Here is a 25172-nt window from a genome sequence, read left to right as displayed (position 1 = left end):
ACGGCTACTCCTTCACGTACGGTTGCCCGGAGGCGGCCGGCCCGCGGGACCGGCCCACGAGTCCGGTCACCGCGGCGATGGTCACCAGGTAGGGCAGCATGGTCAGGAACTGGCTGGGCACGGTGGTGCCCAGCAGGGAGAGCACCGACTGCAGGTTCGTGGCGAACCCGAACAGCAGGGCGGCGCACAGGGCTCCCAGCGGCCGCCAGCGCCCGAAGATGAGGGCCGCGAGCGCGATGTAGCCCTGCCCCGCGGTCATGTCGTTGGTGAACGAGCTGACGGAGACCAGCGTGAAGAACGCCCCGCCCATGCCCGCCACGGCACCGCCCAGCAGCACGTTGAGGAAGCGCAGCCGGTTGACCTTCACCCCCAGCGTGTCCGCCGCCTGGGGGTGCTCCCCCACCGCGCGGGTGCGCAGGCCCCACCGGGTGCGGCCGAGCGCGAACCAGAGGACCGCGACGACGGCGTACATCAGGTACACCAGCACGGACTGGTCGAACAGCACCCGGCCGATCACCGGGATCTCGGAGAGCACCGGGATCGCGAAGCTGGGCAGCCGGGGCGGCGCGTTGAGCAGCGAGGTGTCCCGCTGCAGCACGGTCGAGTACAGGAACCCGGTGAGCCCGGAGACCAGCACGTTGACGACGACGCCCACGATCACCTGGTTGACCAGGTACCGGATGGAGAACGCGGCGAGGATCAGGGCCACCAGCGCCCCGCCCAGCACCGCCGCGAGCAGACCGATCCACGCGCTGCCGGCCAGCGTCCCCACCAGCGCCGCGGCGAAGGCCCCGAACAGCAGCTGCCCCTCGATCGCGATGTTCACCACGCCGGAGCGCTCGCACAGCAGCCCGGACATCGACCCGAAGATCAGCGGGATGGACAGCGCCAGCGAGCCGCCCAGCAGGCCCGGCAGCGAGAGGCTGTTCCCGGTCGCGTGCCCGACCGCCCACACCAGCATCGCCAGGATGAAGGCGATCCAGAACACGGCCGAGAGCCACCCGCTCACGCCGCGCCCCTGTGCCGTGAGCCCGATCGCCAGCACCGCGATCGCGAGCATGAGCACGCTGAGGACCCATCCCGTCGTCGAGGCGGGCAGGCTCAGGTCCCCGAGCTCGACGACGTCGCCGGGGTTGGACAGCCGCAGGACCACGGTGGTGTCCGCCGCGTTGACCCCGCACAGCACCAGGGCCACCAGGCCCAGCACCGAGAAGATGACGGCCTTCTTCCAGTTCCGCACGACCGGGGCGGGCGCCGCCCCGGCGGAGCGGGAGGGCTCGAGAGTCTGCGTGCTCATCGGGATGCTCCTGAGGTCGAGGGGGCGGACGCGGCGGGCCTGCGGGGCTTCTTCCTCCGCCGGGCCTTGGCCGGGTCCGGCAGCCTGAAGATCGCGCGCACCAGCGGCGGCGCGGCGATGAAGAGGACGATGAGGGACTGGACCACCAGCACGATGTTGATGTTGGTCCCCGTGGTGGTCTGCATCGCCACGCCGCCGGCCCGGAAGGCGCCGAACAGCAGGCCGGCCCAGAAGGTGCCCCACGGCGTCGAGCGCCCGAGCAGGGCCACGGTGATCGCGTCGAAGCCGAAGGATCCGGCGATGTCCCCGGTCAGCACGCGCTCGGTGCCGGAGACCTGGGCCGCGCCGGCGAGCCCGGCGAAGCCTCCCGAGAGGAGCATGACCACGATGTAGCCGGCGGTCACGTTGATCCCCGAGGTCGCGGCGGCCCGGGGATTGGCGCCGACGGCGCGCAGCCGGAAGCCGACGGTGGAGCGGTTGACGAGCCAGGAGATCGCCGCGACGGCCACGACCGCCAGGACGAATCCCCAGTGCAGGCGGAAGGAGTCGCCCAGCAGCCGAGGGAACAGCGCCGTGTCGGAGACCTGGGGCGAGATGGGGTTCGCCGAGCCCGGGCGCTGGAAAGCCGGGGTGGTCAGCAGGTACAGCAGCAGGTTCAGCGCGACGTAGTTGAGCATGATGCACAGGATGACCTCGTGCGCGCCGGTCTTGGCCTTCAGGACCCCGACGATCCCGCCCCAGACCGCCCCGCCGAGGGCCGCGCCGACCACCACGAGCAGCAGGTGCAGGGCGGCCGGCAGCTCCCAGGCGATGCCGATGTATCCGGCGACGATCGCACCGGCGATGATCTGCCCCTGGGCGCCGATGTTGAACAGCCCCGAGCGGAAGGAGACGGCGACGGCGAGGCCCGCGAAGATCAGCGGCGTCGCGATGGTCAGCGTCTCGGTCAGGGGGTAGAGGCGCTGGGAGGCGGTCTCGCCGGCGGGGTTGTAGACCGAGCCCTCGAACAGGGCCAGGTAGGCCTCGCTCACCGACTTCCAGGCGGCTACGAAGGTGTCCGAGGGCCGGGCGATGAAGTAGTACATCTTCGAGGTGACCAGGGGGTCCGTCAGGACGATCAGGAGCCCTCCCACCACCAGCGCGGCGATCAGCGCCGCGGCCGAGAGCACCAGCGGCGAGGAGGTGATCCGGTAGGCGAGGGTGGGCTTGGCGGGCCGATCCGCCCACGGCGGGGTCACCGGCGGGCCGGCCCCGTCCTCCGGGGCGGAGCCGAGGCCGTCGGCGGGCGCCGGGACGGGCTGCTGGGACTGGCTGGGGCTCATGCGCCCTCTCCTTCGGGGTTGGCGTGGCCTGCGGGGGCGCTGTCGTCGGCGGCCCTGCCGCCGGGGGCGGGGCCGTCGGCGGCGCGCCCGGTGGAGGTGACGGGCCCGGCGGAGGCAGTCCCGGGGGCATCGCCCTCGGGAGCGTCACCGCGGCCCTGCGCCTCCTCCCGCGAGGCGCCGGCCATCATCTGCCCCAGCACCCCGCGCGGGGTCTCGGGTCCGACGACGCCCATGAGCTCCCCGTGGAAGAACACGGCGATCCTGTCGGCCAGGGCGTAGATCTCGTCGAGCTCGGTGGAGACGATGACCACCGGGGTGCCGGCGTCGCGCTCCGCCACGATCCGCTCGTGGATGAACTCGATGGACCCGACGTCGACGCCGCGGGTTGGCTGCGAGGCCACGAACAGCTTGAGCGGCCGGGACAGCTCCCGGGCCACGACGACCTTCTGCTGGTTGCCGCCGGACAGCGTCGCGACCGCGTCGGAGACCGCTCCCATGCGGATGTCGAACTCAGCCGCCTTCCGCTGGGCGTTGCGGCGGATCGCGGCGCGCTTGAGCGAGGGCCCGGAGGAGAACTCCGGGGTGTCGAAGAGGTTCAGCACGAGGTTCTCCTCGATGCTGAACGGCCCCACGAGCCCCTCCAGCGTCCGGTCCTCCGGCACGAAGCCGACGCCGGCCCGGATGATCTGCTTGGGCGAGCGCCCGAGCAGCTCGCGTCCCTCCAGCGTCAGGCTGCCGGTGGCCCGCGGCTGCAGGCCCATGACGGCCTCCGCGAACTCGGTCTGGCCGTTGCCCTGCACCCCCGCGATCGCGAGGATCTCGCCGCGCCGGACCTCCAGGTCGATGTCCCGCAGCAGCCGGACGCCGGTCGGCGAGACCAGCGAGAGGCCCCTGACCCGGAAGGCCGCCTCCCCGGGCTCCGCCGCCTCCTTGGCCACGGTGAGGTTGACGTCGTGGCCCACCATCATCGCGGCGAGCTCGGCGGTCCCGGCCGTGGGCTCCACCGTCCCCACGACCCTGCCGCGGCGGATCACGGTGATCTCGTCGGAGACCTGCCGGACCTCCCGCAGCTTGTGGGAGATGAACAGCAGCGACTTCCCGTCCGCCCGCAGCTGGGCCATGATGCCCAGCAGCTCGTCGGTCTCCTCCGGGGTGAGCACGGCGGTCGGCTCGTCCAGGATGAGGATCCGGGCGTCGCGGACCAGGGCCTTGATGATCTCGACCCTCTGCTGCACGCCGACCGGCAGGTCCTCCACCACGGCGTCGGGATCCACCCGGAAGCCGTACCGCTCGGAGATCTCCCGGATCCGGCGGCGGGTCTCCTCCAGGTTCAGGGCGCCGCCGCGGGTCGCCTCGGCGCCCAGGGCCACGTTCTCGGCCACGGTGAACACGGGCACGAGCATGAAGTGCTGGTGCACCATGCCGATGCCGGCGGCCATCGCGTCCCCGGGGCCGGAGAAGGAGACCTCGCGGCCGTCGAGGAGGATCTGCCCCTCGCTCGGCTCGTAGAGGCCGTAGATGACGTTCATCAGCGTCGACTTCCCGGCGCCGTTCTCGCCGAGCAGGCAGTGGACGGTTCCGGGCTCGACCGTCAGGTCGATCGCGTCGTTGGCGGTGAACGTGCCGAAGCGTTTGGTCACCGAGCGCAGTTCGAGTTTCATCGCGTGCTTTCGTGAGAGGGGCGCTGGCCGGGGCGGTGCGCCGCGGGCCGTGGTGCGGGGACGGGATCTGCCGGCTACCGGGCGTTCAGCGGGCTCGCCGGGGACTCGACCCTCAGCTCGCCGGAGGAGATCCGGGACCTGATGTCGTCCAGCTCCTCCTTCAGCTCCTCGGAGACCTCCCCGTCCTGGTCGTGGAACTCGGAGATGCCGACGCCGTCGTTCTCCAGGGTGCCCACGTAGGGCTCGTTGGTGAAGTCCCCGTCGATGTCGTCCTTGATCGTGCTCTCCACGGCGTCGCCCATCTTCTTGATGACCGAGGTCAGGACGTACTCCTGGCCGTTGTCCAGGGTCTCGTACCCGTCGGAGTCGACCCAGATGATGCGGGTCGGGTCGTCCGGGGAGTCGGCGTTGGCCGCGGTGATCGCGTCCACCGCGCCGTTGCCGACCGGGCCGGCTACCGGCATGACGACGTCGGCGCCCTCGTTGAGGAAGTTCTGGGCGGTGGTCTTGCCCTTGCCAGTGTCCTCGAAGTCGCCGGTGAAGGTGCCGGTCTGCGCGTCCGGGTTCCAGCCGAGGACCTCGACGTCCTCGCCCTTCTCCTCGTTGTAGTGCTCCACTCCCTCGGCGAAGCCGTCCATGAAGATGGTGACGGTGGGGATCTCCATGCCGCCGAAGGTCGCGACCTTGCCGGTCTCGGAGGAGCCCGCGGCGAGGTACCCGGCCAGGAAGGCCGCCTGGGAGGTGTCGTAGATGATGGGGCGGACGTTGGGCAGGTCGATCTGGTCGTCGTCGACGATGGTGAAGTGCGTGTCCGGGTTCGCCTCGGCCGCCTCGGCGGTCTGGTCCGAGATGTTGAAGCCCACCGTGACCACCATGTTGCAGCCGCTCTGGACCATCTGGTTGATGTTGGGGCCGTAGTCGGTCACGGCCTGGGACTCTGCCTGGCGGACGCTGATCTCGTAGTCGGTCTGCGCCTTCCTCAGCCCCTCGTAGCTGTTCTGGTTGAACGAGCGGTCGTCGAAGCCGCCGGAGTCGGAGACGATGCAGCCGTAGTAGTCCTCGTTCTCGCCGGCGGCGTCAGACCCCTCCTCGGGCGCGGGACCGCAGGCGGACAGGAGGAGGGCGCAGACGCCGAGGAGGGAGCCCGCGGCCAGCGCCGCCGGGCGCCGCCGGGGAGGGCGGGGGACTGACATGGGTGGTGACCTCCGGTGGGTGCCTGGGATACCTCCGCGCTCGCCGCGTCGAGCGGATCCGGCGAGGGTGCCGCCGGTGCGCAGGGGGCCCTGAGTGAGATGCGTTACCCGTCCAGTCTAAGGGGAAGTTTCCCACGAAGTGGATCGGATCACCCCCGATTCACCATCTGATCAGCGCAGACGAGTCTCGAACTGGATCGAGCGCAGGGCGGTGGCGGCCATGACCCGCACGCCGCACTCGATCGCCCGCTCGTCGGCGATGTAGTCCGGCCGGTGCAGGTCGTAGGTGATGCCGCCGGGGACGCGGGTGCCCAGCCGCATCATCGAGCCCGGGACCTCCTGGAGCATCCACGCGAAGTCCTCGCCGCCCATGGACTGCTCGACCAGGACCACCGACTCCTCCCCCAGCTCGGCACGGGCGGCGTTCTCCAGCAGCGTCGTCTCCGTCTCCGTGTTGACCACCGGCGGGACGCCGGGGACGTGCTCCAGCTCGACCTCGACGCCGTAGGGAGCCGCGACCTGCTCCACCACCTTGTCCAGCCTCTCCCCCGCCCGGTACCAGGCCTCGGCGTCGAGGCAGCGCATCGTCCCGGCGAGGTAGCCGGCGCCGGGGATCGCGTTGGGCGCCACGCCCGCCTCGATCTGCCCCCAGACCACCAGCACCCCGGCCCGCGCGTCGATGCTGCGGGAGAGCACGGCGGGGACGTTGATCGCGATCTGGCTCATCGCGAAGATCAGGTCCTCGGTCAGGTGCGGTCGCGAGGTGTGCCCGCCCCGGCCCTGCACCTGCAGCTTGATCGTGTCGGTCGCCGAGGTGATCGGGCCGATGCGGGTGCCGACCTGGCCGACGTCGACCTTGGGCTCGCAGTGCAGCGCGAAGGCCCGCGGGACGCCCTTGAGCGCGCCCTGCTCGATGCAGGCCAGGGCGCCGCCGGGCAGCTTCTCCTCCCCCGGCTGGAAGATGACCCGCACCGTCCCGGCCAGCGGCGTGGAGGCGTTCAGGTCCGCGAGCGTGAGGGCGACGCCGAGCATCACCGTCTGGTGGATATCGTGCCCGCAGGCGTGCATGACGCCCTCGTTGGCCGAGGCGAACTCCAGCCCGGTCTCCTCCTGGATGGGCAGCGCGTCGATGTCGGCCCTCAGCGCGACGGCGATGGGCCCCTGCCCGATGTCGACGTAGCACCCCGTGGGGGTCAGCCGCACCGGATGCAGCCCCGCCGCCTCGAGCCGCTCGACGATCCGGTCGGTGGTCCGGTGCTCGCGGAAGGAGAGCTCGGGATAGCGGTGGATGGTCCGGCGGAACTCGATCAGCTCGGGGAGGAAGGCGCCCACGAAGGGCGTGACGAGGGGCTGCTGAGTGTCCAGTTCGGAGGTTCTCGGGCTGTTGACCATACCCACGACTCTAGCGCCCTCCCGGCTGCGCCCGGCCAGGTGACGGCGTGACGCCTCCGTGACGCGGCGCGAGCGCGGGATCGCCCCCCAGATGCGACGACGCCGCCCGGGGAGCCCACGTGAGGGCTCCCTGGGCGGCGTCGTGCTGCGGAGGCGGTCCCGGCCGGGTCAGAAGGCCCGGGCCAGCACCGCCTGCTTGACCTCGGCGATGGCCTTGGTGACCTGGATGCCGCGGGGGCAGGCCTCGGTGCAGTTGAAGGTGGTGCGGCAGCGCCACACGCCCTCCTTGTCGTTGAGGATCTCCAGGCGCATGTCGCCGGCGTCGTCGCGGGAGTCGAAGATGAACCGGTGGGCGTTGACGATCGCGGCGGGCCCGAAGTACTGCCCGTCGGTCCAGAACACCGGGCACGAGGAGGTGCACGCGGCGCAGAGGATGCACTTGGTGGTGTCGTCGAAGCGCTCGCGGTCCTCGACCGACTGGTAGCGCTCCCGCTTCGGCTCGTGCCCCTCGTTGATGAGGAAGGGCATGATCTCGCGGTAGGACTGGAAGAAGGGCTCCATGTCCACGATGAGGTCCTTCTCGCACGGCAGGCCCTTGATGGCCTCGACGATGACCGGCTTGGACAGGTCGAGGTCCTTCAGCAGGGTCTTGCAGGCCAGGCGGTTGCGGCCGTTGATGCGCATCGCATCCGAGCCGCACACGCCGTGCGCGCACGAGCGGCGGAAGGAGAGCGATCCGTCGATCTCCCACTTGACCTTGTGCAGCGCGTCCAGCACGCGGTCGGTGCCGAACATCGTCAGGTTCCACTCGTCCCAGTAGGCCTCGGAGGAGAGCTCGGGGTTGTAGCGGCGCACGCGCAGGGTCACGTCGAAGGTGGGGATCTCACCCCCGCCGCCCTGCTCCTGGGGAAGGTCGACCTTGGAGGCCGGCTCGGCTGCTTCCTTTTCCTGGGTAGTCATCAGTACTTACGCTCCATCGGCTCGTAGCGGGTGAAGATCACGGGCTTGGTCTCCAGTCGGATTCCGGCCACGCTGTCGGTCTCCGCCTCGGGGTCCAGATAGGCCATCGAGTGCTTCATGAAGTTCTCGTCGTCGCGGTTGGGGAAGTCCTCGCGGAAGTGGCCCCCGCGGGACTCCTCGCGGTGCAGCGCCGCGACCGCCATGACCTTGGCCAGCTCCAACAGGAAGCCCAGCTCCACGGCCTCGAGGAGGTCGAGGTTGAAGCGCTTGCCCTGGTCCTGGATGGCGATCCGGGTATAACGGTCCTCCAGATCGGCGATCTTGTCCAGCGCCGAGTGGATGGTGTCGGCGGTGCGGAACACCTGCATGTCCGCGTCCATAATGTCCTGCAGCTCCTTGCGCAGCACGCCGACCTTCTCCTCGCCGTGGCCGTTGCGCATCAGCTGGAGGAGGTCCTCGGTCCGCTGGGTCGCGTCGTCGGGGACCGGGAGGAACTCGGCGGTCGCGGCGTACTCGGCGGCCTTGATGCCGGCGCGCTTGCCGAAGACGTTGATGTCCAGCAGCGAGTTGGTGCCCAGGCGGTTGGAGCCGTGCACCGACACGCAGGCGACCTCGCCGGCCGCGTACAGGCCGGGGATGGTCTCCTCCGAGTTGCGGAACACCTCGGCGTCGATGTTGGTGGGGATGCCGCCCATCGCGTAGTGCGCGGTGGGGAACACCGGCACGGGCTCGGTGTAGGGCTCCACGCCGAGGTAGGTGCGGGCGAACTCGGTGATGTCCGGCAGCTTCGCGTCGATGTGCGCGGGCTCCAGGTGCGTGAGGTCCAGCAGGACGTAGTCCTTGTTGGGGCCGCAGCCGCGGCCCTCGCGCACCTCGTTGGCCATCGAGCGGGCCACGATGTCGCGCGGGGCGAGGTCCTTGATGGTCGGGGCGTAGCGCTCCATGAAGCGCTCGCCGTCCGAGTTGCGCAGGATGCCGCCCTCGCCGCGGGCCGCCTCGGAGACGAGGATGCCCAGCCCGGCCAGGCCGGTCGGATGGAACTGCACGAACTCCATGTCCTCCAGCGGCAGGCCGCTGCGCAGCGCGATCGCCATGCCGTCGCCGGTCAGGGTGTGCGCGTTGGAGGTGGTCTTGAAGATCTTGCCGCAGCCGCCGGAGGCGAAGACGATCGACTTGGCCTGGAAGACGTGGATCTCGCCCGAGGCGAGGTCGTAGCTGACGACGCCGGAGGGGCGGCGCACGCCGTCGACCTCGGTCATGATCAGGTCCAGCACGTAGTACTCGTTGTAGAACTCGACGTTGTGCTTGACGCAGTTCTGGTACAGCGTCTGGAGGATCATGTGGCCCGTGCGGTCGGCCGCGTAGCAGGCGCGGCGCACCGGGGACTTGCCGTGGTCACGGGTGTGGCCGCCGAAGCGGCGCTGGTCGATGCGGCCCTCGGGCGTGCGGTTGAACGGCAGGCCCATCTTCTCCAGGTCCAGGACGGCGTCGATGGCCTCCTTGGCCATGACCTCCGCCGCGTCCTGGTCCACCAGGTAGTCGCCACCCTTGATGGTGTCGAAGGTGTGCCACTCCCAGTTGTCCTCCTCCACGTTGGCCAGCGCGGCGCACATGCCGCCCTGGGCCGCACCGGTGTGGGAGCGGGTGGGGTAGAGCTTGGTCAGTACGGCGGTGCGGGAGCGCTGCCCGGCCTCGATGGCCGCGCGCATGCCCGCGCCACCGGCACCTACGATGACCACATCGTACTTGTGAACCTGCATTCTAAGGATGCTCTTTCTATCGTTGAGTCTCAGGTGGTGATGGGGGCGGCGACGTCGCCGCCCCGGCGGGGCCTCAGCCCCCGGCGCCGGTCAGGGGGCGGGGCAGAACGAGGCCAGCAGCTCCGGGTCGGCGCCGGCGGGGCAGGGATCGAAGGTGAAGATCACCAGGGTGCCGACGAGGATCGCGAAGGCGGAGCCCAGGTAGAGCAGGGCCTTGAGCCAGATCCGGGTGCGGTCCCGCTCGGCGTAGTCGTCGATGACGGTGCGCACGCCGTTGGTGCCGTGCAGCATTGCCAGCCACAGCATCACCAGGTCCCACACCTGCCAGAAGGGGTTGGCCCACTTGCCGCCCACGAAGCCGAAGTCGATCGCGTGGACGCCGTCCCCGGCCATCAGGTTGACGAAGAGGTGCCCGAAGATCAGCACCAGCAGGATGACGCCGGAGACCCGCATGTACAGCCAGGCGTACATCTCGAAGTTGTTGCGCTTGCGGCCCGAGCGGTTGTACTTGACGCCGGCCACCGTCTTGTCGCTGCTGCGGGGAACAGCGATCTGCGCTTTCAGCGGAGTTGCCATCGGTCAGTGACCTCCAAAGACGATAGAGAGGTGGCGGATCAGGAACGGGACCATGACGACGACCCACAGGACCAGGACGCCCCACAGCATCGCCTTCTGGTTCTTCGCGCCGTTCTTCCAGAAGTCGATCAGGATGATGCGCAGGCCGTTGAAGGCGTGGTAGACGATGGCGGCGACCAGACCCGCCTCGCCGAGCCCCATGATGGGGTTCTGGTAGGCGCTGATGACCGCGTTGTACGCTTCCGGGGAGACCCGGACGACGGCGGTGTCCAGCACGTGCACCAGCAAGAAGAAGAAGATCGCGATACCTGTGATGCGATGCGCGACCCAGGACCACATGCCCTGGCGGCCGCGATAGAGGGTGCCCTTGGCTGAATTCGGCACTGAATAACCTCCCTGATTGATCAACGGGACGGGCTCGGCGCCGGTTCTTCCGGGCCGGCGGGGCCCACGGATCACCCACCCGTGCTCCCACCGGGCGAGGACCGGGCAGGACAGGGCGTGCGAGTTCTGCCCCAAACATTACCAGTCGCGGGACCCCCTTAGTGACACAGTGTCCGGGCTCGCAGGCCCGGAATCACGGGGGAATAGGGCATAAAAGGATGCACTATTGGTCCGGATCCCCCTCATTCCGCGAGAGCGCGCCGGGCACGGGAGGACGAGTTAGGGTCGATCCGTCCTGAAGACATCTCCGCATCCCGTTTAAAGATGTCGCGCGGATACCGGATACGCTGGGGGACGATGAGCTCTGCAATCGAACACTTCCACCCCTTCATCCCGGCCGGCGGCGTCGGATCCCGCCTCTGGCCGCTCTCGCGCGCCGACGCGCCGAAGTTCCTCCTGGACCTCACCGGCTCGGGCAGCTCGCTCCTGCGCTCCACCTACGACCGGCTGGTCGACCTGGGCGAGGACGGGGTGATGGTCGTCACCGGCCGCACGCACGCCGCGGCGGTCCGCCAGCAGCTCCCCGAGTGTGCCGAGGTGGACCTGGTGCTCGAGCCCTCCCCCAAGGACTCCGGCGCGGCCATCGGGCTGGCCAGCGCCATCCTCGTCCGGAGGGATCCCGAGGCGATCGTCGGCTCCTTCGCCGCGGACCACGTCATCGAGCCCACCGAGGTCTTCCACCGCGCGGTGCGCGAGGCGGCGGCCGCGGCGGCCACCGGCCGCATCGTGACCATCGGCGTCACGCCCACCTCGCCCTCCACGGGCTTCGGCTATATCCGCGCCGCGCAGAGCCTCGGCGTCGCGGCCGCCCCGACCGCGCTGAAGGTCGCGGAGTTCGTGGAGAAGCCCGACGAGGACACCGCCCGCCAGTACGTCCGCAGCGGCGAGTACACCTGGAACGCCGGCATGTTCGTCGCCCCGGCCCGGCTGCTGCTGGCGCACCTCGAGGTGAACCAGCCCGAGCTGCACGCCGGGATCATGGAGATCGCGGACGCCTGGGAGACCGAGCAGCGGGACGAGGTCATGGACCGGGTCTGGCCCACGCTGCCCAAGATCGCGATCGACTACGCCGTGGCCGAGCCCGCCGCGGCCGCGGGCGACGTCGCGATGGTGCCCGCCGGCTTCACCTGGGACGACGTCGGGGACTTCGCCGCCATCTCGCGGCTGAACCGCGCCGTCGACGTCGACGAGGTCGCGGTCCTCGGCAAGAACAAGCGGGTGATGACCGACAACGCCTCGGGCATCGTGGTCTCGGACACCAGCCGGATCGTCGCGCTGATCGGGATCGAGGACATCGTGGTCGTCGACACCCCGGACGCCCTGCTGGTCACGACCCAGGAGCACGCGCAGCGGGTCAAGAACGCCGTCGACGCCCTGAAGAAGAACGGCGAGACCGACGTGCTGTGAGGCCCTCCGGGCCGGCCTCCCGCCGGCTCCCTCAGCCCGCCGGTGCCCTCAGCCCAGAGGGACCTCGCCGACGCGGCGCCAGCCCGTCAGGTCGCCGCTGTAGACGCCGAGCGCCCTCGCCTCGAAGCGGTCCTCGAAGTCCGCGAGCTCGGCGGCCGCCCGCTCCAGCTCCGGTCCGCCGAGGCCCTGGGCGAGCGTGAAGTGCGGGTGGTAGGGGAACGGCGAGGCGTCCGGAAGCGTCGCGGCGCAGCGCCGGTGCAGCTCCCTCAGCATCTCCGAGCCCTCCCCCACGCGCAGGAAGACGACGTCGCTGACCGGCCGGAAGCTCCCCGTGCCGCGCAGCTCCACCTCCCCGCCGGGAACGCCCGAGCACGCCCTGCGCACGCGCTCCAGCAGCTCGGCCTCCCCCGGCTCCCCGGCGTCCCGCTCGGTGATGAAGACCGTGATGTGAGCGGCCGGGCCCGTGCTCCCCGCCCCACCGCGCCGGGTCAGGACGCGCTCCCGGAGCCGGCGGGGGACCTCCAGGACCACGCTCAGGTAGCGGCGGCCCGAGCCGAGCGTCGGGCTGCCTCCGGTCTCCCCGCCGCGGGGTCCTGAGCGCTGTCTCTGCACGGAGCCTCTCCGCCCGCTAACTCCGGGGCGGCAGGAAGCCGACCCGTTCGTAGACCGCCGCGACGGTGGGCTCCGCGAGTTCGCGCGCCTTCTCGGCGCCGACCGCCAGGAGGCGGTCCAGCTCGGCGGGATCGTCCATCATCTCCAGCGCCCGCTCGCGGATGGGGCCGAGCGTCTCGACGGCGACCTCGGCCAGCCCCACCTTGAGGTGCCCGTACATCTTCCCCTCGTACTCGGCGACGATCTCCTCGACCGGCCGCTCCGTCAGGGAGGAGTAGATGGTCAGCAGGTTGGACACGCCGGGCTTGGCCTCGCGGTCGAAGCGGATCTCGGCGCCGTCGTCGGTGACCGCCGACTTGATCTTCTTCGCGAGCTTCTTCGGCTCGTCCAGCAGCCAGATGATCCCGTTGGGCGAGGCCGAGGACTTCGACATCTTGGCCGCCGGGTTCTGCAGGTCGTAGATCTTGGCGGTGTCCTTGAGGATCTTGGCCTCCGGGACGGTGAAGGTCTCGCCGAAGCGGGCGTTGAAGCGCTGCGCCAGGTTCCGGGTCAGCTCCAGGTGCTGCCGCTGGTCCTCCCCCACCGGCACCTGATCGGCCTGGTAGAGCAGGATGTCAGCCGCCATCAGGACGGGGTAGGTGAAGAGCCCGGCGGTCGCGTTCTCCGATCCTTCCTTCGCGGACTTGTCCTTGAACTGGGTCATCCGCGAGGCCTCGCCGAAGCCGGTGATGCAGGAGAGCACCCAGGCCAGCTGGGCGTGCCCCGGGACGTGGGACTGGACGAAGAACGGGGTCCGCTGCGGGTCGATCCCTGCCGCGATGTACTGCGCGGCCGTGCGCCGGGTGCGCTCCCGCAGCAGGGCCGGGTCCTGCGGGACGGTGATCGCGTGCTGGTCCGGGATGAAGTAGATGCACTCGTTCTCCTCCTGCATCCGGACCCAGTTGCGCACGGCCCCGATGTAGTTGCCCAGGTGCATCGAGTCGGCCGAGGGCTGCACCCCGGAGAAGACGCGGGGGGCTCGGGTCGCGGCGGCGGTGCCGGAGGGTGCTGCGGAGGGTTCGTGGGTCATCTGCTTCTCTCTCGTCGGTGCTTCTGCTCGGCGCCCCGGCCGGCCCGGGGCTCCCGGCGTCAGATCCTGTAGTCGACCACGAGCGGGGCGTGGTCGGAGAACCTGGTGTCGTAGCTGGGGGCGCGGTCCACGACGGCGTCGGCCGCGGCGGCGGCCAGCGCGGGAGTGGCCATGTGGTAGTCGATCCGCCACCCGGCGTCGTTGTCGAAGGCCTGGCCGCGGTAGGACCACCACGTGTACGGGCCGGGGACCTCGCCGGCCAGGCTGCGGGCGACGTCGACGTAGCCGATGTCCCCGAAGAACCGGTCGAAGTAGGCCCGCTCCTCCGGGAGGAAGCCGGCGTTCTTGAGGTTGCCCTTCCAGTTCTTGATGTCCAGCTCGGTGTGGCCGACGTTGAGATCCCCCACGACCAGCACGTGGTCGGAGTGCTCGGCCAGCGCCGGGAGGCGCTGGAGCATCACGTCGAGGAAGCGGTACTTGTCGTCCTGCTTCGGCGTCCCGACGTCGCCCGAGTGGACGTAGGCGGAGACCACGGTGAGCGTCTGCCCGCCGGGCAGCCGGTAGTCCGCCTCGACCCAGCGCCCGGCGTTGGCGAAGTACTCCTCGCCGATGTGCTCCCTGGTCTCCAGGATCTCGCCGTGGCGGGCCCGCTCCCCCGCAGCGGGGCGGCGGGTCGCGATGGCGACGCCGGCGCGCCCCTTGGCCTCCGCCTCGGCGTGGAGGATCTCCCACTCGTCCTCGTCGAGGAGCCCGCGCACGATCCCGTCGGGCGCGCGCACCTCCTGCAGGCACAGGATGTCCACGTCACGCTCGGCGAGCCAGCTCGCCATGTCGCGCTTGTAGGCCGCGCGGATGCCGTTGACGTTCACGGTGGCCACACGCAGGGGCCGGGTGCTCTCGGCGGTTTCGGTCATCGGTGCAGGAATGCCTTTCATGCCGTGCGGGCGCGGCGCCGCCTCCGCGGGCGGCGATGCGGGAGGGGTACGGGCGTCAGTCGACGACGGTGCCGCTGATCGGCCCGTCGGAGCGGACCATGCCCATGCCGTTCTTGGCGGTCAGGTTGATCGTGTCGATCGAGCGGTCCACGACCTCGCGGTCCGCCTCCGGGCCCTTCTCGAGCTCCTCGCTGAGGACCTTGGCCTGGACCAGGACGATCTGGAAGCTGTGGGCGATCTTCTGGTCCCGGACCGAGTCGCCCTCGGAGGCCGAGGAGGCGGCCGCCGGCGCCCGGCCGGACGCGCCCCGCATCTCCCCCTCCATCCGGGCCACGGCCTCGCGGCCGAAGCGCAGCGTCCCGCGCACCATGAACAGCACGTAGACGGCGATGGCCAGCCAGCCGCCGGCGATGGCGGCCAGGATCCAGCCCAGCACCGAGGATTCGTTGGCCGCCTGGATGATCGCGAAGACGAAGATCAGCACGAGCACCGCCATGCCGATCACGGTCGCCCACAGGGCGGTCCGGGAGGTCTTCCGGTCGGTGGCTGCGCCGCTCAGGCGGGGGTCGTTGGGTCCGATCGATTGCATGGTGCCCATTGTACAAGCGCGGGCGCTCGGCACCCGCGCCGCGGCCCGGCCGTCCGCGATGAGCGAGCGGCCGGGCCGGGCGGGAAGGGCGCGGGGCCGCTCAGGCGCTCGCGCGCTCCGCCGCGTCGACCACGTTGACCAGGAGCATCGCCCGGGTCATCGGCCCGACGCCGCCGGGGTTCGGCGAGACCCACGAGGCCTTCGCCGCGGCCTCGGGGTGGATGTCGCCGGTGAGCCGCTTCTTCCCCGTCGCGGGGTCCAGGACCCGGGAGACCCCGACGTCCAGCAGCACCACGTCCTCCCTGACCTGCTCGGGGCGCACCGCGTGCGGCACCCCGATGGCCGCCACGACGACGTCGGCCCGCCGCAGCACCTCGTCGAGGTCCCGGGTCCCGGTGTGGGCCAGGGTCACGGTGGCGTTGACGTCGCGCCGGGACAGCAGCAGGCCCAGCGGCCTGCCGACCGTGATCCCGCGGCCCAGCACCACCACCTCCTTACCGACCAGGTCGATGCGGTGCCGCCGGAGCAGCTCGACGATGCCGTGCGGGGTGCACGGCAGCGGGGCCTGCCCCTCGCCGTAGACGTCCAGCACCAGGCGGCCCAGGTTGGTCGGGTGCAGCCCGTCGGCGTCCTTGTCCGGGTCGATCCGCTCCAGGATGCTCTGGGTGTCGATGTGCCCGGGCAGGGGCAGCTGCACGATGTAGCCCGTGCAGGCCGGATCCGCGTTGAGCTCGTCGATGACCGCCTCCAGCTCCTGCTGGGTGACGCTCTCCGGCAGCTCCCTGCGGATCGAGGCGATGCCGACCTCGGCGCAGTCACGGTGCTTGCCGCCCACGTAGGAGTGCGAGGCGGGGTCGTCCCCCACCAGCACGGTTGCCAGGCCGGGGACCGCGCCCCGCTCCTTCAGGCGCGCCACCCGCTCGGCGAGCTCGCCCTTGATGGCCGCCGCCGTCGCCGTCCCGTCGAGCCGCTGGGGGCCCTCCTCGGCCGACGTCGTCGCCGGCTTCTGCTCGGTCTGAGCCATCCCTACCAGCTCTCCAGACCCTCGTAGAGCGGGAAGTCCTGGGCCAGGCGGTCCACCCGGGCGCGCAGCGACTCGACGTCGGCGCCGGGCTTGAGGGCGCCGGCGATGATGTCCGCGACCTCCTCGAACTGCTCCCGGCCGAAGCCGCGGGTGGCCAGCGCCGGGGTCCCGATGCGCAGCCCCGAGGTGACCATCGGCGGGCGGGGGTCGTCCGGCACGGCGTTGCGGTTCACCGTGATGCCGGCCTCGTGCAGGACGTCCTCGGCCTGGCGGCCGTCGAGCTCGGAGTCGCGCAGGTCCACCAGCACCAGGTGCACGTCCGTGCCGCCGGAGAGGACGGAGACGCCGGCCTCGGCGACGTCGGGCTGCGAGAGGCGCTCGGCCAGCAGGCGTGCGCCCTCGACGGTGCGCTGCTGCCGCTCCCTGAACTCCTCGGAGGCGGCGATCTTGAAGGCCACCGCCTTGCCCGCGATGGCGTGCATCAGCGGCCCGCCCTGCTGGCCGGGGAAGACCGCGGAGTCGATCTTCTTCTTCAGGTCCTCGACGCAGAGGATGACGCCGGAGCGCGGCCCGGCGAGGGTCTTGTGCACGGTCGAGGTGACCACGTGGGCGTGGGGCACCGGGTTGGCGTGGATGCCGGCGGCCACCAGCCCGGCGAAGTGCGCCATGTCGACCCACAGGTAGGCGCCGACCTCGTCGGCGATGCGGCGGAAGGCCTCGAAGTCCTGCTCCCGCGGGTAGGCGGACCAGCCCGCCACGATGACCTTGGGCTGAGCCTGAAGAGCCACCTCGCGGACCTTGTCCATGTCCAGGCGGCCGGTCTCCGGGTCCAGCTCGTAGGCGGCGATGTTATAGAGCTTGCCCGAGACGTTGAGCTTCATCCCGTGGGTCAGGTGCCCGCCGTGGGCCAGGGAGAGGCCCATCAGGGTGTCGCCGGGCTGCATGAGGGCCATCATCACGGCGGTGTTGGCCTGCGCGCCCGAGTGCGGCTGGACGTTGGCGTGCTCGGCGCCGAAGAGGGACTTCGCCCGCTCGCGGGCCAGCTCCTCCACGACGTCGACGTACTCGCAGCCGCCGTAGTAGCGGCGGCCGGGGTAGCCCTCGGCGTACTTGTTGGTGAGGACCGAGCCCTGGGCCTCGAGCACGGCGCGCGGGGCGAAGTTCTCCGAGGCGATCATCTCCAGCGTGCCGCGCTGGCGGCCCAGCTCGTTCTGGATGGCCTCGGCGATCTCGGGGTCGACCTCTGACAGCGGAAGATCGTTGACTTCCCGGACGGAAGAATTGCTCATGCTTCTCCTGATACGACTGGCCGCCACCCGGTGGCGCGGCACGCGTGAAAGCTACCTCACACAGTCTAGGCCACGCCGGCCTCGCAGAGCACGCGGTGGCATCGCCGTGGGACTCCTCACGCAGATTCATGCCCTCCTGAGGGAATGCGCGCCGGGTGAGAGTCCTTACAGTGGGTGAGGAAGCGTTCCGCACCGAGAAGAACTGTGTTTAATAGTCTGAAGCGCCTGACGTCTATCAGCTGGAAGGGCCGCTCATGAACCCCCTGAACCCGCTCGCGTCATCGGATCCGCTGAACCTGCGGTCGGGCGCCCCCTACCGTCCCTCCGCGGGGCAGGAGGCGCGTCCGCCCGAGTTCCCGATGATGGTCCCCTACCGCGCCGTGATCTTCGACATGGACGGCGTGGTCACCGACACCGCCACCGCGCACTCGAACGCGTGGAAGACGCTGTTCGACGCGATCCTGGCCGACCCGCGCCTGGAGCCCGCCGAGGGCTCGTCCGCCGAGGACATCAACCGCCGGGAGTTCTCGATCTCCCGCGACTACCGCGCGCACGTGGACGGCCGCACCCGCGAGGACGGCGTCCGGACCCTGCTCGCCTCCCGCAACGCCGCCCTGCCCGAGGGCCTGGAGCTCGACGCCGCCGGGACCTGGACCGTGCACGGCCAGGCCCGCAGCAAGAACGACTTCTTCCAGGCCGAGCTGGAGCGCAACGGCGTCACGGTCTTCAAGGGCACCGTGGACTTCGCCCGGCGGCTCAAGGACGGCGGCACGCCGATCGCCCTGGTCACCGCCTCGCGCAACTCCCGCCGCGTCCTGGAGGCCGCCGGCCTGGCCGACCTGTTCGACGTCATCGTCGACGGCACCTACGCCCACGAGCACGGCCTGCCGGGCAAGCCGGCGCCGGACACGTTCCTCGCCGCGGCGCAGATCATCGGGGTGGACCCTTCCGAGGCCGTGGTCATCGAGGACGCCGTGGCCGGGGTGCGTGCCGCCCGCTCGGGGGGCTTCGGCCTGGTCGTGGGGATCAACCGGCACGGGGACCGCCACGAGCTGCAGAACGCCGGGGCCGACGTCGTGCACAACGACGTCGCCGAGCTGGACCTCGGCCTGCTCAGGGACGACTCCTGGAAGCTGGCCTACCGCGGCTACGACCCCAAGCACGAGGGCCACCGCGAGTCCCTGCTGACCCTGGCCAACGGCTACATGGGCGTCCGCGGCGCCAAGGCCGAGCGCCAGGACGACGGCGTGCACTACCCCGGGACCTACGTCTCCGGGGTGTTCAACCGCGTCGTCTCCCACATCAACGGGCGGGACCTCGAGCACGAGTCGATGGTCAACGCGCCGAACTTCCTCTGCTTCGACGTCCGCCTGCGCGACGGCGAGTGGTGGTCCGAGGGCGGCCTGCGGCCGCTCGAGGAGCTCACCGAGCTGGACCTGCGGCACGGCATCCTCACCCGCCAGGTGCTCCTCGAGGAGGTCTTCCCCGACGAGTCCCGGCGCCAGCGGGGCACCCCGCGGCGGCTGCGGGTCCAGCAGCGCCGCCTGGTCTCGATGGCCAACCGGCACCTCGCCGCCCTGGAGACCACGCTGACCCCGGAGGGCTGGTCCGGGCGCATCCACGTGCGCAACGGGATCGACCCGACGGTCACCAACAACAACGTCGCCGAGTACCGGGAGCTCGGCCGGCACCACCTGGTCGCCGAGGCCTCCACGACCCTGCCCGACGAGACGCTGATCAACGTCACCCGCACCAGCCAGTCGGATCACGAGATCGCGATCGCCCAGCGCACCAAGGTCACCGAGAACGCCGACGTCCGGCTGGAGCGGGAGATCCGGCCGGGCGGCGTCGAGATGCGCCGCTACCACGTCAACGCCCAGGCCGGCCGCAGCGTCACCTTCGACACCACCACCGCCGTGGTCACCTCGCGCGACTCCGCGATCGCCTCGGCGAGCCTCGGCGCGGTGGAGATGCTCAACCGCAACCAGATCGGCTTCAAGGCCCTCTACGGCCCGCACTCCCAGACCTGGTCCCGGCTGTGGGCGCGCTTCTCGGTGGACATCGACACCGACATCACGACGATGCTGGCCCTGCGCCTGCACATCTTCCACATCGTGCAGACCCTGGGGCCCAACGTGTCGCTGTCCGACGCCGGGGTGACCGCCCGCGGACTCCACGGCGAGGGCTACCGCGGCCACATCTTCTGGGACGAGATCTTCATCCTGCCGATCATCACGATGCGCCTGCCGTTCGTGACCAAGGCGCTGCTGGCCTACCGTTGGGCCCGCCTGCCCGGCGCCCAGCACAAGGCGCGGGAGTTCGGCGCGGAGGGCGCCATGTTCCCGTGGCAGTCGGGCTCCGACGGCCGCGAGGAGACGCCCGTGGAGCTGTACAACCCCCACTCGGAGCGCTGGATGCCGGACAACTCGTGGCGCCAGTTCCACGTGGGGCTCTCGATCGCCTACAACGCGTGGCAGTACTACCAGGCCACCGAGGACACCTCCTGGCTGGGCCACGAGGGCGCCGAGCTGATGATCGAGATCGCCCGGTTCTTCGCCTGCCTGGTCTCCTACGACGACGCCGACGGCAAGTTCCACATCAGCGGCGCCATGGGCCCCGACGAGTACCACGACGGCTACCCCGGATCCGTCTACGGCGGCGGGGTCAAGGACAACGCGTACACCAACGTCATGGCCGCGTGGATGTTCCGCCGCGTCACGGAGATCTTCGAGCAGCTCCCCGAGCACCTCGCCGACCGGGTCAGGTCCGCGCACGAGATCACCGACGCGGAGCTGCAGCTCTGGGACAAGATGGCGCACCACATGGCGGTGCCCTTCAACTCCAACGGGACCATCAGCCAGTTCGAGGGGTACGACGACCTCAAGGAGCTGGACTGGGACTACTACCGCCGCAAGTACGGGAACATCGGCCGGATGGACCTGATCCTGGAGGCCGAGGGCGACGCGACCAACGACTACAAGCTCTCTAAGCAGGCCGACACCCTGATGCTGGTCTACCTCTTCGGCCAGCACGGCCTGAAGCACGAGCTGGGGCAGCTGGGGTACGACGTCGAGGTGGACTCCATCCGGGAGACCGTCAGGTACTACCTGCAGCGCACCTCCAACGGCTCGACCCTCTCCCGGGTGGTCACGGCGTCGATCCTCGCCCGGATCGACCGGCGCCACTCCTGGTCGGTGTACCAGGACGCGCTCTCGGCGGACCTGGACGACACCCAGGGCGGCACGACCCAGGAGGGCATCCACCTCGGCGCCATGTGCGGGACCCTCGACGTCATCCAGCGGGCCTACGCCGGCCTGCAGGTGTACGACGACTGCATCAGCCTGGAGCCGTCCATGCCGGAGCATCTGCGCTCGGTCGGCTTCGAGGTGCAGTACCGGGGCCAGCTGCTGGACGTGTTCATCGACGGGGAGCGGGTGCGCATCACCGCCCGGTCGCGCCGGGCCCCCGACGTCACGGTCCGGATCGGCGATCTCACCACGGTGCTCTCCGGCGGCGAGTCCTTCGAGCGGCGGCTGGACGAGATCGAGTAGCGCCGCACGGCGCTCGAGACGCGAAGAAGGGGCCCGGGATTCCCGGGCCCCTTCTTCGCGCGCCGTCCGGCTTCAGCGCTCGCCCTCGCCCGCCGCGGCCGCCTCTTCCCGCCGGCCCTCGGCGGGCAGGGCGCGACGCCTGAGGAAGGCCGCGACGAGCGCGCCGGAGACGTTGTGCCACACCGAGAACACCGCGCCGGGCAGGGCGGCCTCCGGCGTCAGGTAGGTCCGGGCCAGCGAGACCGCGAGCCCGGAGTTCTGCATCCCCACCTCGATCGCCGTCGTGCGGCGGGAGGCCACGGGGACGCCGAACGCGGCGGCAGCGCCGTAGCCCAGCAGGTACCCCAGACCGTTGTGCAGGATCACCGCGAGCAGCACCAGCAGGCCGGCCGAGGCGATCGCCTCGGCGGAGCCGGAGACGACGATGGTGACGATCACCGAGATCGCCGCGACCGAGATCCAGGGCAGCGCCGGCGTGATCGCGCGGACCACCTGCGGCAGCAGCCAGCGGACGAGGACCCCCGCCAGGACCGGGATCAGCACGACCTCCAGGATGGACAGCATCATGGAGCCGCCGTCGACGTTCATGTACTGGCCCGCGAGCCACATGCACAGCAGCGGGGTCAGGAAGGGTGCGATCAGCGTCGAGATGGACGTCATCGCCACCGAGAGGGCGACGTCGCCCTTGGCCAGGTAGGAGACCACGTTGGAGGCGGTCCCGCCCGGGCAGCAGCCCACCAGGATCACGCCCGCCGCCAGCGCCGGCGGGAGCTGCAGCGCCCAGGCGATCCCCGCGCCGAGCAGCGGCATGATGACGAACTGGGCGACGACGCCGATGATCACCGGGATCGGCTTCTTCGCCACCAGGCCGAAGTCGGGCAGCGTCAGGGTCAGGCCCATGCCAAACATGACGACGCCGAGGAGCGGGTTGACCCAGGAGGCGTAGCCGGCGAAGGCCGGCGGGAAGAGGAAGCCGAGGACTCCGGCCGCGAGGATCAGCAGGGGGAAGACCGTCACGGCGATCAGGGCGCTGCGATCCTCCGCCGTACGAGCGGTTGGTGAAGACATGGCACCGGTCTATCAGATCGGCCCGCGGGATCATGCCGCGCGGAGCGACCGTCCCATCAGGTGGGCACCCGGGCCGGCGGCCGCCGGAACCGGACGGCGTGGGCGAGGCGCGGTCGCTGCCCCCGCCCCCTGAGCTCCGCCCGGTCAGCGAGGGCCGGGGAGTCCGGGCCGGTCGGGGACGCGAGCGGCCGCCGGCCCCGCGGATGCGGGAGCCGGCGGCCGCCCGGCCTCGGCGCCCTAGTGGAAGAAGTGGCGGGCGCCGGTGGTGTACATCGTGATCCCGGCCCGCTCGGCGGCCTCGACCACCTCGGCGTCGCGGATGGACCCGCCGGGCTGGACGACGGCGCGGATCCCGGCGTCGAGCAGCACCTGGAGGCCGTCGGCGAAGGGGAAGAAGGCATCCGAGGCGGCGACGGCGCCCCGCGCCCGCTCCTGGCCCTCCTCGCCGAGGGTATTGGCCCGCTCGACCGAGAGCCGGCAGGAGTCCACGCGGTTGACCTGGCCCATGCCGATGCCGACGGCGGCGCCGTCCTCGGCGAGCAGGATCGCGTTGGACTTCGCCGAGCGCAGGGCGCGCCAGGCGAAGGCGAGGTCGGCCAGCGTCGCCTCGTCGGCGGCCTCACCGGCCGCGAGCTCCCAGTTCGCCGGGTCGTCGCCTTCGGCCTGGAGGCGGTCGGACTGCTGGAACAGGGCTCCGCCGGAGACCTGCCGGTACTCCAGCTCCTCCCGCTCGAAGCCCTCGGGCAGCACGAGGATGCGCAGGTTCTTCTTGCTCTGCAGCAGCTCGAGCGCCTCGGGGGCGAAGGAGGGAGCGATCACGACCTCGGTGAAGATCGGCTTGATCGACTCGGCCATCGCCAGCGTGACCTCGCGGTTGGCGGCGATCACCCCGCCGTAGGCGGAGAGCGGGTCGCAGGCGTGGGCCTTGCGGTGGGCGTCGGCGATCGGATCGGCTGCCTCGGGCGAGCCGACGGCGATGCCGCAGGGGTTGTTGTGCTTGATGACGGCCACAGCCGGGGCGTCGAAGTCGTAGGCGGCGCGCAGGGCGGCGTCGCCGTCGACGTAGTTGTTGTAGGACATCGCCTTGCCGCCGAGCTGCTCGGCCTGCGCGATGCCGGGGCGGGCCGCGGGATCCGCGTAGAGGGCGCCCCGCTGGTGCGGGTTCTCGCCGTAGCGCAGCGACTCGGAGCGCTCGAAGCCCAGGCCCGCGTAGGGCGGCCAGAAGTTCGCCTCCGGGTCCTGCAGGAACTGCTGCTGGGTCCAGGTCGCGACGGCGGTGTCGTACGCCGCGGTGTGGGCGAAGGCCCCCGCCGCCAGGCGACGCCGGGCGGCCAGGTCGAAGCCGCCCCCGCGGGCCGCCTCGACGACCTCGGCGTACTGGGCCGGGTCGGTGACCACGGAGACCGCATGGTGGTTCTTGGCGGCGGCGCGGACCATGGAGGGCCCGCCGATGTCGATCTTCTCGATGATCGCGTCCTGGCCCGCGCCGGAGGCCACGGTGTCCACGAAGGGATAGAGATTGACGACCACCAGGTCGAAGGGCTCGACCCCCAGCTGCTCGAGCTGGTCGATGTGGTCCTGCTTGCGGCGGTCCGCGAGGATGCCGGCGTGGATGCGCGGGTGCAGCGTCTTGACCCGCCCCTCGAGGCACTCGGGGAACTCGGTGATGCTGGAGACCTCCGTGACGGGGACCCCGGCGTCGGCGATGGTCTGCGCCGTGGACCCGGTCGAGACGATGGCGACGCCGGCCTCGTGCAGGCCGCGGGCGAGGTCCGGCAGCCCGGACTTGTCGTAGACGGAAATGAGGGCGCGCTTGAGGGGGACTCGGTCCAGCTCGATCAGGGTCACGAATGCTCCAGTGTGTCGGGGATGGGTGCTGGTGACCACATCAGCCTAAGCCAGCGGCGGACAGTTTTTTAATCGTGGTCACCAGCAGAGAGCGCTCCTGCACCTTGATCCGCTCGTGCAGGGTCCCCTCGGTGTCCCCCTCCACGACCGGGACGGCGGCCTGCTCCAGGATCGGGCCGGTGTCCACCCCGGAGTCCACGAAGTGCACGGTGACCCCGGTGATCCTCACGCCGTAGGCCAGCGCGTCCCGGACCCCATGCGCGCCGGGGAAGGCGGGGAGCAGGGAGGGATGGGTGTTGACGATGCGGCGCTCGAAGCGCTCGACCAGCCGCGCGTCGACGATCCGCATGAAGCCCGCGAAGACGATGCAGTCGGGCTCGAGGCCGGCGAGCCGCTCCTCGAGGGCGCGGTTCCAGGCCTCGCGGTCGGAGTGGTCCCCGGGGGCGAGGACGAAGGTCCGGATCCCCGCCCGGCGGGCGCGCTCGAGGCCCTGGCACTCCTGGTCCGCGCCCACCGCGGCGATGTCGGCCTCCAACAGGCCCGCCTCGGCGGCGTCGAGGATCGACTGGAGATTGGTGCCGGAACCGGAGACCATGACCACAATGCGCATGCGCCTCACTGTACCGGGAGGTGGGGGCCGCGACGGCCGGTAGACTCGGGTCCTATGCATTCCTCGCCCGATCCCCAGGACAGCCAGCAGACCCGCGAGACCGGACCCACCGGGTCGGAGGGCCCGGGGCGACCCGGCGGCCCGGACGCCGAGCGGCGGGCGAACGCCGTCGTGTACCGCACCCGCGTGACCGTGCTGCTGGCCGTGGCGGGGGTGATGGCCTCCTTCCTGGCCGGCGACGGCGGGGGCGGGCGCTGGTTCCTGGCGGCCTCCCTGGTGCTGCTGCTGGCCGCGGCGGTCACGGACATCGCGGCGCTGGTGGCGCTGAAGCGGGCGGGCTCCGGCCGGGCCGGCTACGTGTTCATGATCCTGATCCTGCTGGGCTGCCTGTACTTCGCCCTGATCTCCGGGGTGAACCTCGCGATGTGGCAGCTCACGGAGGGCTACCGCGAGTGTGTGGACACCTCGCTGACGATCTCCTCGGCCGGCGGCTGTCAGGACTCGCTGTACGACTCGATCATGTCCCGCCTAACCGGGGACTGACGGGCCGGGAGCAGAAGGTTTC

21 protein-coding genes are annotated in these 25172 nt (G+C 70.8%); 3 read left to right on the top strand and 18 right to left on the bottom strand.

Going from position 1 to position 25172, the window contains the following annotated elements:
• Positions 1-4: 4 nt before the first annotated feature.
• The 9 genes from EWV39_RS10195 to sdhC all read right to left on the bottom strand — a co-directional run bounded on the left by EWV39_RS10195 (position 5) and on the right by sdhC (position 10545).
• Complete coding sequence (locus tag EWV39_RS10195) at positions 5-1297, bottom strand: ABC transporter permease (protein ID WP_129659533.1); 1293 nt, start codon at positions 1295-1297, stop codon at positions 5-7.
• Positions 1294-2619 carry an ABC transporter permease gene (locus EWV39_RS10190; protein WP_129659530.1) on the bottom strand — a complete coding sequence of 442 codons (1326 nt, stop codon included), beginning with the start codon at positions 2617-2619 and terminating at the stop codon, positions 1294-1296. The genes EWV39_RS10195 and EWV39_RS10190 overlap by 4 nt, the downstream gene beginning before the upstream one ends.
• A complete protein-coding gene (locus EWV39_RS10185; protein ID WP_129659527.1) occupies positions 2616-4280 on the bottom strand; it encodes an ABC transporter ATP-binding protein in 1665 nt (554 codons plus the stop codon). The genes EWV39_RS10190 and EWV39_RS10185 overlap by 4 nt, the downstream gene beginning before the upstream one ends.
• Positions 4281-4354: 74 nt before the next feature.
• Entirely contained in the window at positions 4355-5473 is a 1119-nt protein-coding gene (locus EWV39_RS10180; protein WP_129659523.1) for a BMP family lipoprotein, read from the bottom strand.
• A gap of 171 nt (positions 5474-5644) precedes the next feature.
• Positions 5645-6865 carry an amidohydrolase gene (locus EWV39_RS10175; protein WP_129659520.1) on the bottom strand — a complete coding sequence of 407 codons (1221 nt, stop codon included), beginning with the start codon at positions 6863-6865 and terminating at the stop codon, positions 5645-5647.
• A 168-nt stretch (positions 6866-7033) separates the two neighbouring features.
• Positions 7034-7825 carry a succinate dehydrogenase iron-sulfur subunit gene (locus tag EWV39_RS10170; RefSeq protein WP_129659517.1) on the bottom strand — a complete coding sequence of 264 codons (792 nt, stop codon included), beginning with the start codon at positions 7823-7825 and terminating at the stop codon, positions 7034-7036.
• Complete coding sequence (gene sdhA, locus EWV39_RS10165; RefSeq protein WP_129659514.1) at positions 7825-9585, bottom strand: succinate dehydrogenase flavoprotein subunit; 1761 nt, start codon at positions 9583-9585, stop codon at positions 7825-7827. The genes EWV39_RS10170 and sdhA overlap by 1 nt, the downstream gene beginning before the upstream one ends.
• A 90-nt stretch (positions 9586-9675) precedes the next feature.
• Positions 9676-10161, bottom strand: coding sequence for a succinate dehydrogenase hydrophobic membrane anchor subunit (locus EWV39_RS10160; protein ID WP_129659509.1), 486 nt, complete (start codon positions 10159-10161; stop codon positions 9676-9678).
• A gap of 3 nt (positions 10162-10164) precedes the next feature.
• Positions 10165-10545 (bottom strand): succinate dehydrogenase, cytochrome b556 subunit, encoded by a 381-nt coding sequence (gene sdhC / locus EWV39_RS10155; RefSeq protein ID WP_129659506.1) that lies wholly within the window; start codon positions 10543-10545, stop codon positions 10165-10167.
• Positions 10546-10902: 357 nt separating this feature from the next.
• Here sdhC and EWV39_RS10150 point away from each other — a divergent pair, with 357 nt between their 5' ends.
• On the top strand, positions 10903-12012 hold the full coding sequence (locus EWV39_RS10150) for a mannose-1-phosphate guanylyltransferase (RefSeq protein ID WP_129659503.1): 1110 nt from the start codon (positions 10903-10905) through the stop codon (positions 12010-12012).
• Positions 12013-12060: 48 nt separating this feature from the next.
• Here EWV39_RS10150 and EWV39_RS10145 read toward each other — a convergent pair whose 3' ends face one another.
• The 6 genes from EWV39_RS10145 to glyA form a co-directional block, all read right to left on the bottom strand.
• Complete coding sequence (locus tag EWV39_RS10145; protein WP_165313275.1) at positions 12061-12624, bottom strand: 2'-5' RNA ligase family protein; 564 nt, start codon at positions 12622-12624, stop codon at positions 12061-12063.
• Positions 12625-12640: 16 nt separating this feature from the next.
• Positions 12641-13693 (bottom strand): tryptophan--tRNA ligase, encoded by a 1053-nt coding sequence (gene trpS, locus EWV39_RS10140; RefSeq protein ID WP_129659497.1) that lies wholly within the window; start codon positions 13691-13693, stop codon positions 12641-12643.
• A 59-nt stretch (positions 13694-13752) separates the two neighbouring features.
• The gene (locus tag EWV39_RS10135; RefSeq protein ID WP_129659468.1) at positions 13753-14607 is read right to left on the bottom strand and encodes an exodeoxyribonuclease III; all 855 of its coding nucleotides are present in this window, start codon (positions 14605-14607) and stop codon (positions 13753-13755) included.
• Between the two features lie 76 nt (positions 14608-14683).
• Positions 14684-15217, bottom strand: coding sequence for a hypothetical protein (locus tag EWV39_RS10130; protein WP_165313273.1), 534 nt, complete (start codon positions 15215-15217; stop codon positions 14684-14686).
• A 100-nt stretch (positions 15218-15317) separates the two neighbouring features.
• Positions 15318-16241: a bifunctional methylenetetrahydrofolate dehydrogenase/methenyltetrahydrofolate cyclohydrolase gene (locus EWV39_RS10125; RefSeq protein ID WP_129659461.1), complete on the bottom strand. Its 924-nt coding sequence runs from the start codon at positions 16239-16241 to the stop codon at positions 15318-15320.
• A 2-nt stretch (positions 16242-16243) separates the two neighbouring features.
• Positions 16244-17530, bottom strand: a complete 1287-nt coding sequence (gene glyA / locus EWV39_RS10120) for a serine hydroxymethyltransferase (protein ID WP_129659458.1) — start codon at positions 17528-17530, stop codon at positions 16244-16246.
• Between the two features lie 254 nt (positions 17531-17784).
• On the opposite strand from glyA, the gene EWV39_RS10115 reads away from it, so the two are divergent.
• On the top strand, positions 17785-21081 hold the full coding sequence (locus EWV39_RS10115) for a beta-phosphoglucomutase family hydrolase (protein WP_238148286.1): 3297 nt from the start codon (positions 17785-17787) through the stop codon (positions 21079-21081).
• A gap of 72 nt (positions 21082-21153) precedes the next feature.
• On the opposite strand, the gene EWV39_RS10110 is transcribed toward EWV39_RS10115, so the two are convergent.
• The 3 genes from EWV39_RS10110 to purN form a co-directional block, all read right to left on the bottom strand.
• On the bottom strand, positions 21154-22149 hold the full coding sequence (locus EWV39_RS10110; RefSeq protein ID WP_129659455.1) for a bile acid:sodium symporter family protein: 996 nt from the start codon (positions 22147-22149) through the stop codon (positions 21154-21156).
• A gap of 237 nt (positions 22150-22386) precedes the next feature.
• Positions 22387-23997 carry a bifunctional phosphoribosylaminoimidazolecarboxamide formyltransferase/IMP cyclohydrolase gene (gene purH, locus EWV39_RS10105; RefSeq protein ID WP_129659452.1) on the bottom strand — a complete coding sequence of 537 codons (1611 nt, stop codon included), beginning with the start codon at positions 23995-23997 and terminating at the stop codon, positions 22387-22389.
• Between the two features lie 40 nt (positions 23998-24037).
• Complete coding sequence (purN, locus tag EWV39_RS10100; protein WP_129659449.1) at positions 24038-24607, bottom strand: phosphoribosylglycinamide formyltransferase; 570 nt, start codon at positions 24605-24607, stop codon at positions 24038-24040.
• A gap of 54 nt (positions 24608-24661) precedes the next feature.
• On the opposite strand from purN, the gene EWV39_RS10095 reads away from it, so the two are divergent.
• Positions 24662-25150, top strand: a complete 489-nt coding sequence (locus EWV39_RS10095; RefSeq protein ID WP_129659445.1) for a hypothetical protein — start codon at positions 24662-24664, stop codon at positions 25148-25150.
• Positions 25151-25172: the final 22 nt, after the last annotated feature.

It is taken from the genome of Rothia halotolerans, from assembly GCF_004136635.1.
Taxonomy (GTDB): domain Bacteria; phylum Actinomycetota; class Actinomycetes; order Actinomycetales; family Micrococcaceae; genus Rothia; species Rothia halotolerans.
This window is presented reverse-complemented; position numbering and strand designations above follow the sequence as displayed.

Coding starts and splice junctions, on each gene's coding strand:
- EWV39_RS10195 (WP_129659533.1), bottom strand. CDS start 1,297: ATGAGCACGCAGACTCTCGAGCCCTCCCGCTCCGCCGGGGCGGCGCCC.
- EWV39_RS10190 (WP_129659530.1), bottom strand. CDS start 2,619: ATGAGCCCCAGCCAGTCCCAGCAGCCCGTCCCGGCGCCCGCCGACGGC.
- EWV39_RS10185 (WP_129659527.1), bottom strand. CDS start 4,280: ATGAAACTCGAACTGCGCTCGGTGACCAAACGCTTCGGCACGTTCACC.
- EWV39_RS10180 (WP_129659523.1), bottom strand. CDS start 5,473: ATGTCAGTCCCCCGCCCTCCCCGGCGGCGCCCGGCGGCGCTGGCCGCG.
- EWV39_RS10175 (WP_129659520.1), bottom strand. CDS start 6,865: ATGGTCAACAGCCCGAGAACCTCCGAACTGGACACTCAGCAGCCCCTC.
- EWV39_RS10170 (WP_129659517.1), bottom strand. CDS start 7,825: ATGACTACCCAGGAAAAGGAAGCAGCCGAGCCGGCCTCCAAGGTCGAC.
- sdhA (WP_129659514.1), bottom strand. CDS start 9,585: ATGCAGGTTCACAAGTACGATGTGGTCATCGTAGGTGCCGGTGGCGCG.
- EWV39_RS10160 (WP_129659509.1), bottom strand. CDS start 10,161: ATGGCAACTCCGCTGAAAGCGCAGATCGCTGTTCCCCGCAGCAGCGAC.
- EWV39_RS10150 (WP_129659503.1), top strand. CDS start 10,903: ATGAGCTCTGCAATCGAACACTTCCACCCCTTCATCCCGGCCGGCGGC.
- trpS (WP_129659497.1), bottom strand. CDS start 13,693: ATGACCCACGAACCCTCCGCAGCACCCTCCGGCACCGCCGCCGCGACC.
- EWV39_RS10135 (WP_129659468.1), bottom strand. CDS start 14,607: ATGACCGAAACCGCCGAGAGCACCCGGCCCCTGCGTGTGGCCACCGTG.
- EWV39_RS10130 (WP_165313273.1), bottom strand. CDS start 15,217: ATGCAATCGATCGGACCCAACGACCCCCGCCTGAGCGGCGCAGCCACC.
- EWV39_RS10125 (WP_129659461.1), bottom strand. CDS start 16,241: ATGGCTCAGACCGAGCAGAAGCCGGCGACGACGTCGGCCGAGGAGGGC.
- glyA (WP_129659458.1), bottom strand. CDS start 17,530: ATGAGCAATTCTTCCGTCCGGGAAGTCAACGATCTTCCGCTGTCAGAG.
- EWV39_RS10115 (WP_238148286.1), top strand. CDS start 17,785: ATGAACCCCCTGAACCCGCTCGCGTCATCGGATCCGCTGAACCTGCGG.
- EWV39_RS10110 (WP_129659455.1), bottom strand. CDS start 22,149: ATGTCTTCACCAACCGCTCGTACGGCGGAGGATCGCAGCGCCCTGATC.
- purN (WP_129659449.1), bottom strand. CDS start 24,607: ATGCGCATTGTGGTCATGGTCTCCGGTTCCGGCACCAATCTCCAGTCG.
- EWV39_RS10095 (WP_129659445.1), top strand. CDS start 24,662: ATGCATTCCTCGCCCGATCCCCAGGACAGCCAGCAGACCCGCGAGACC.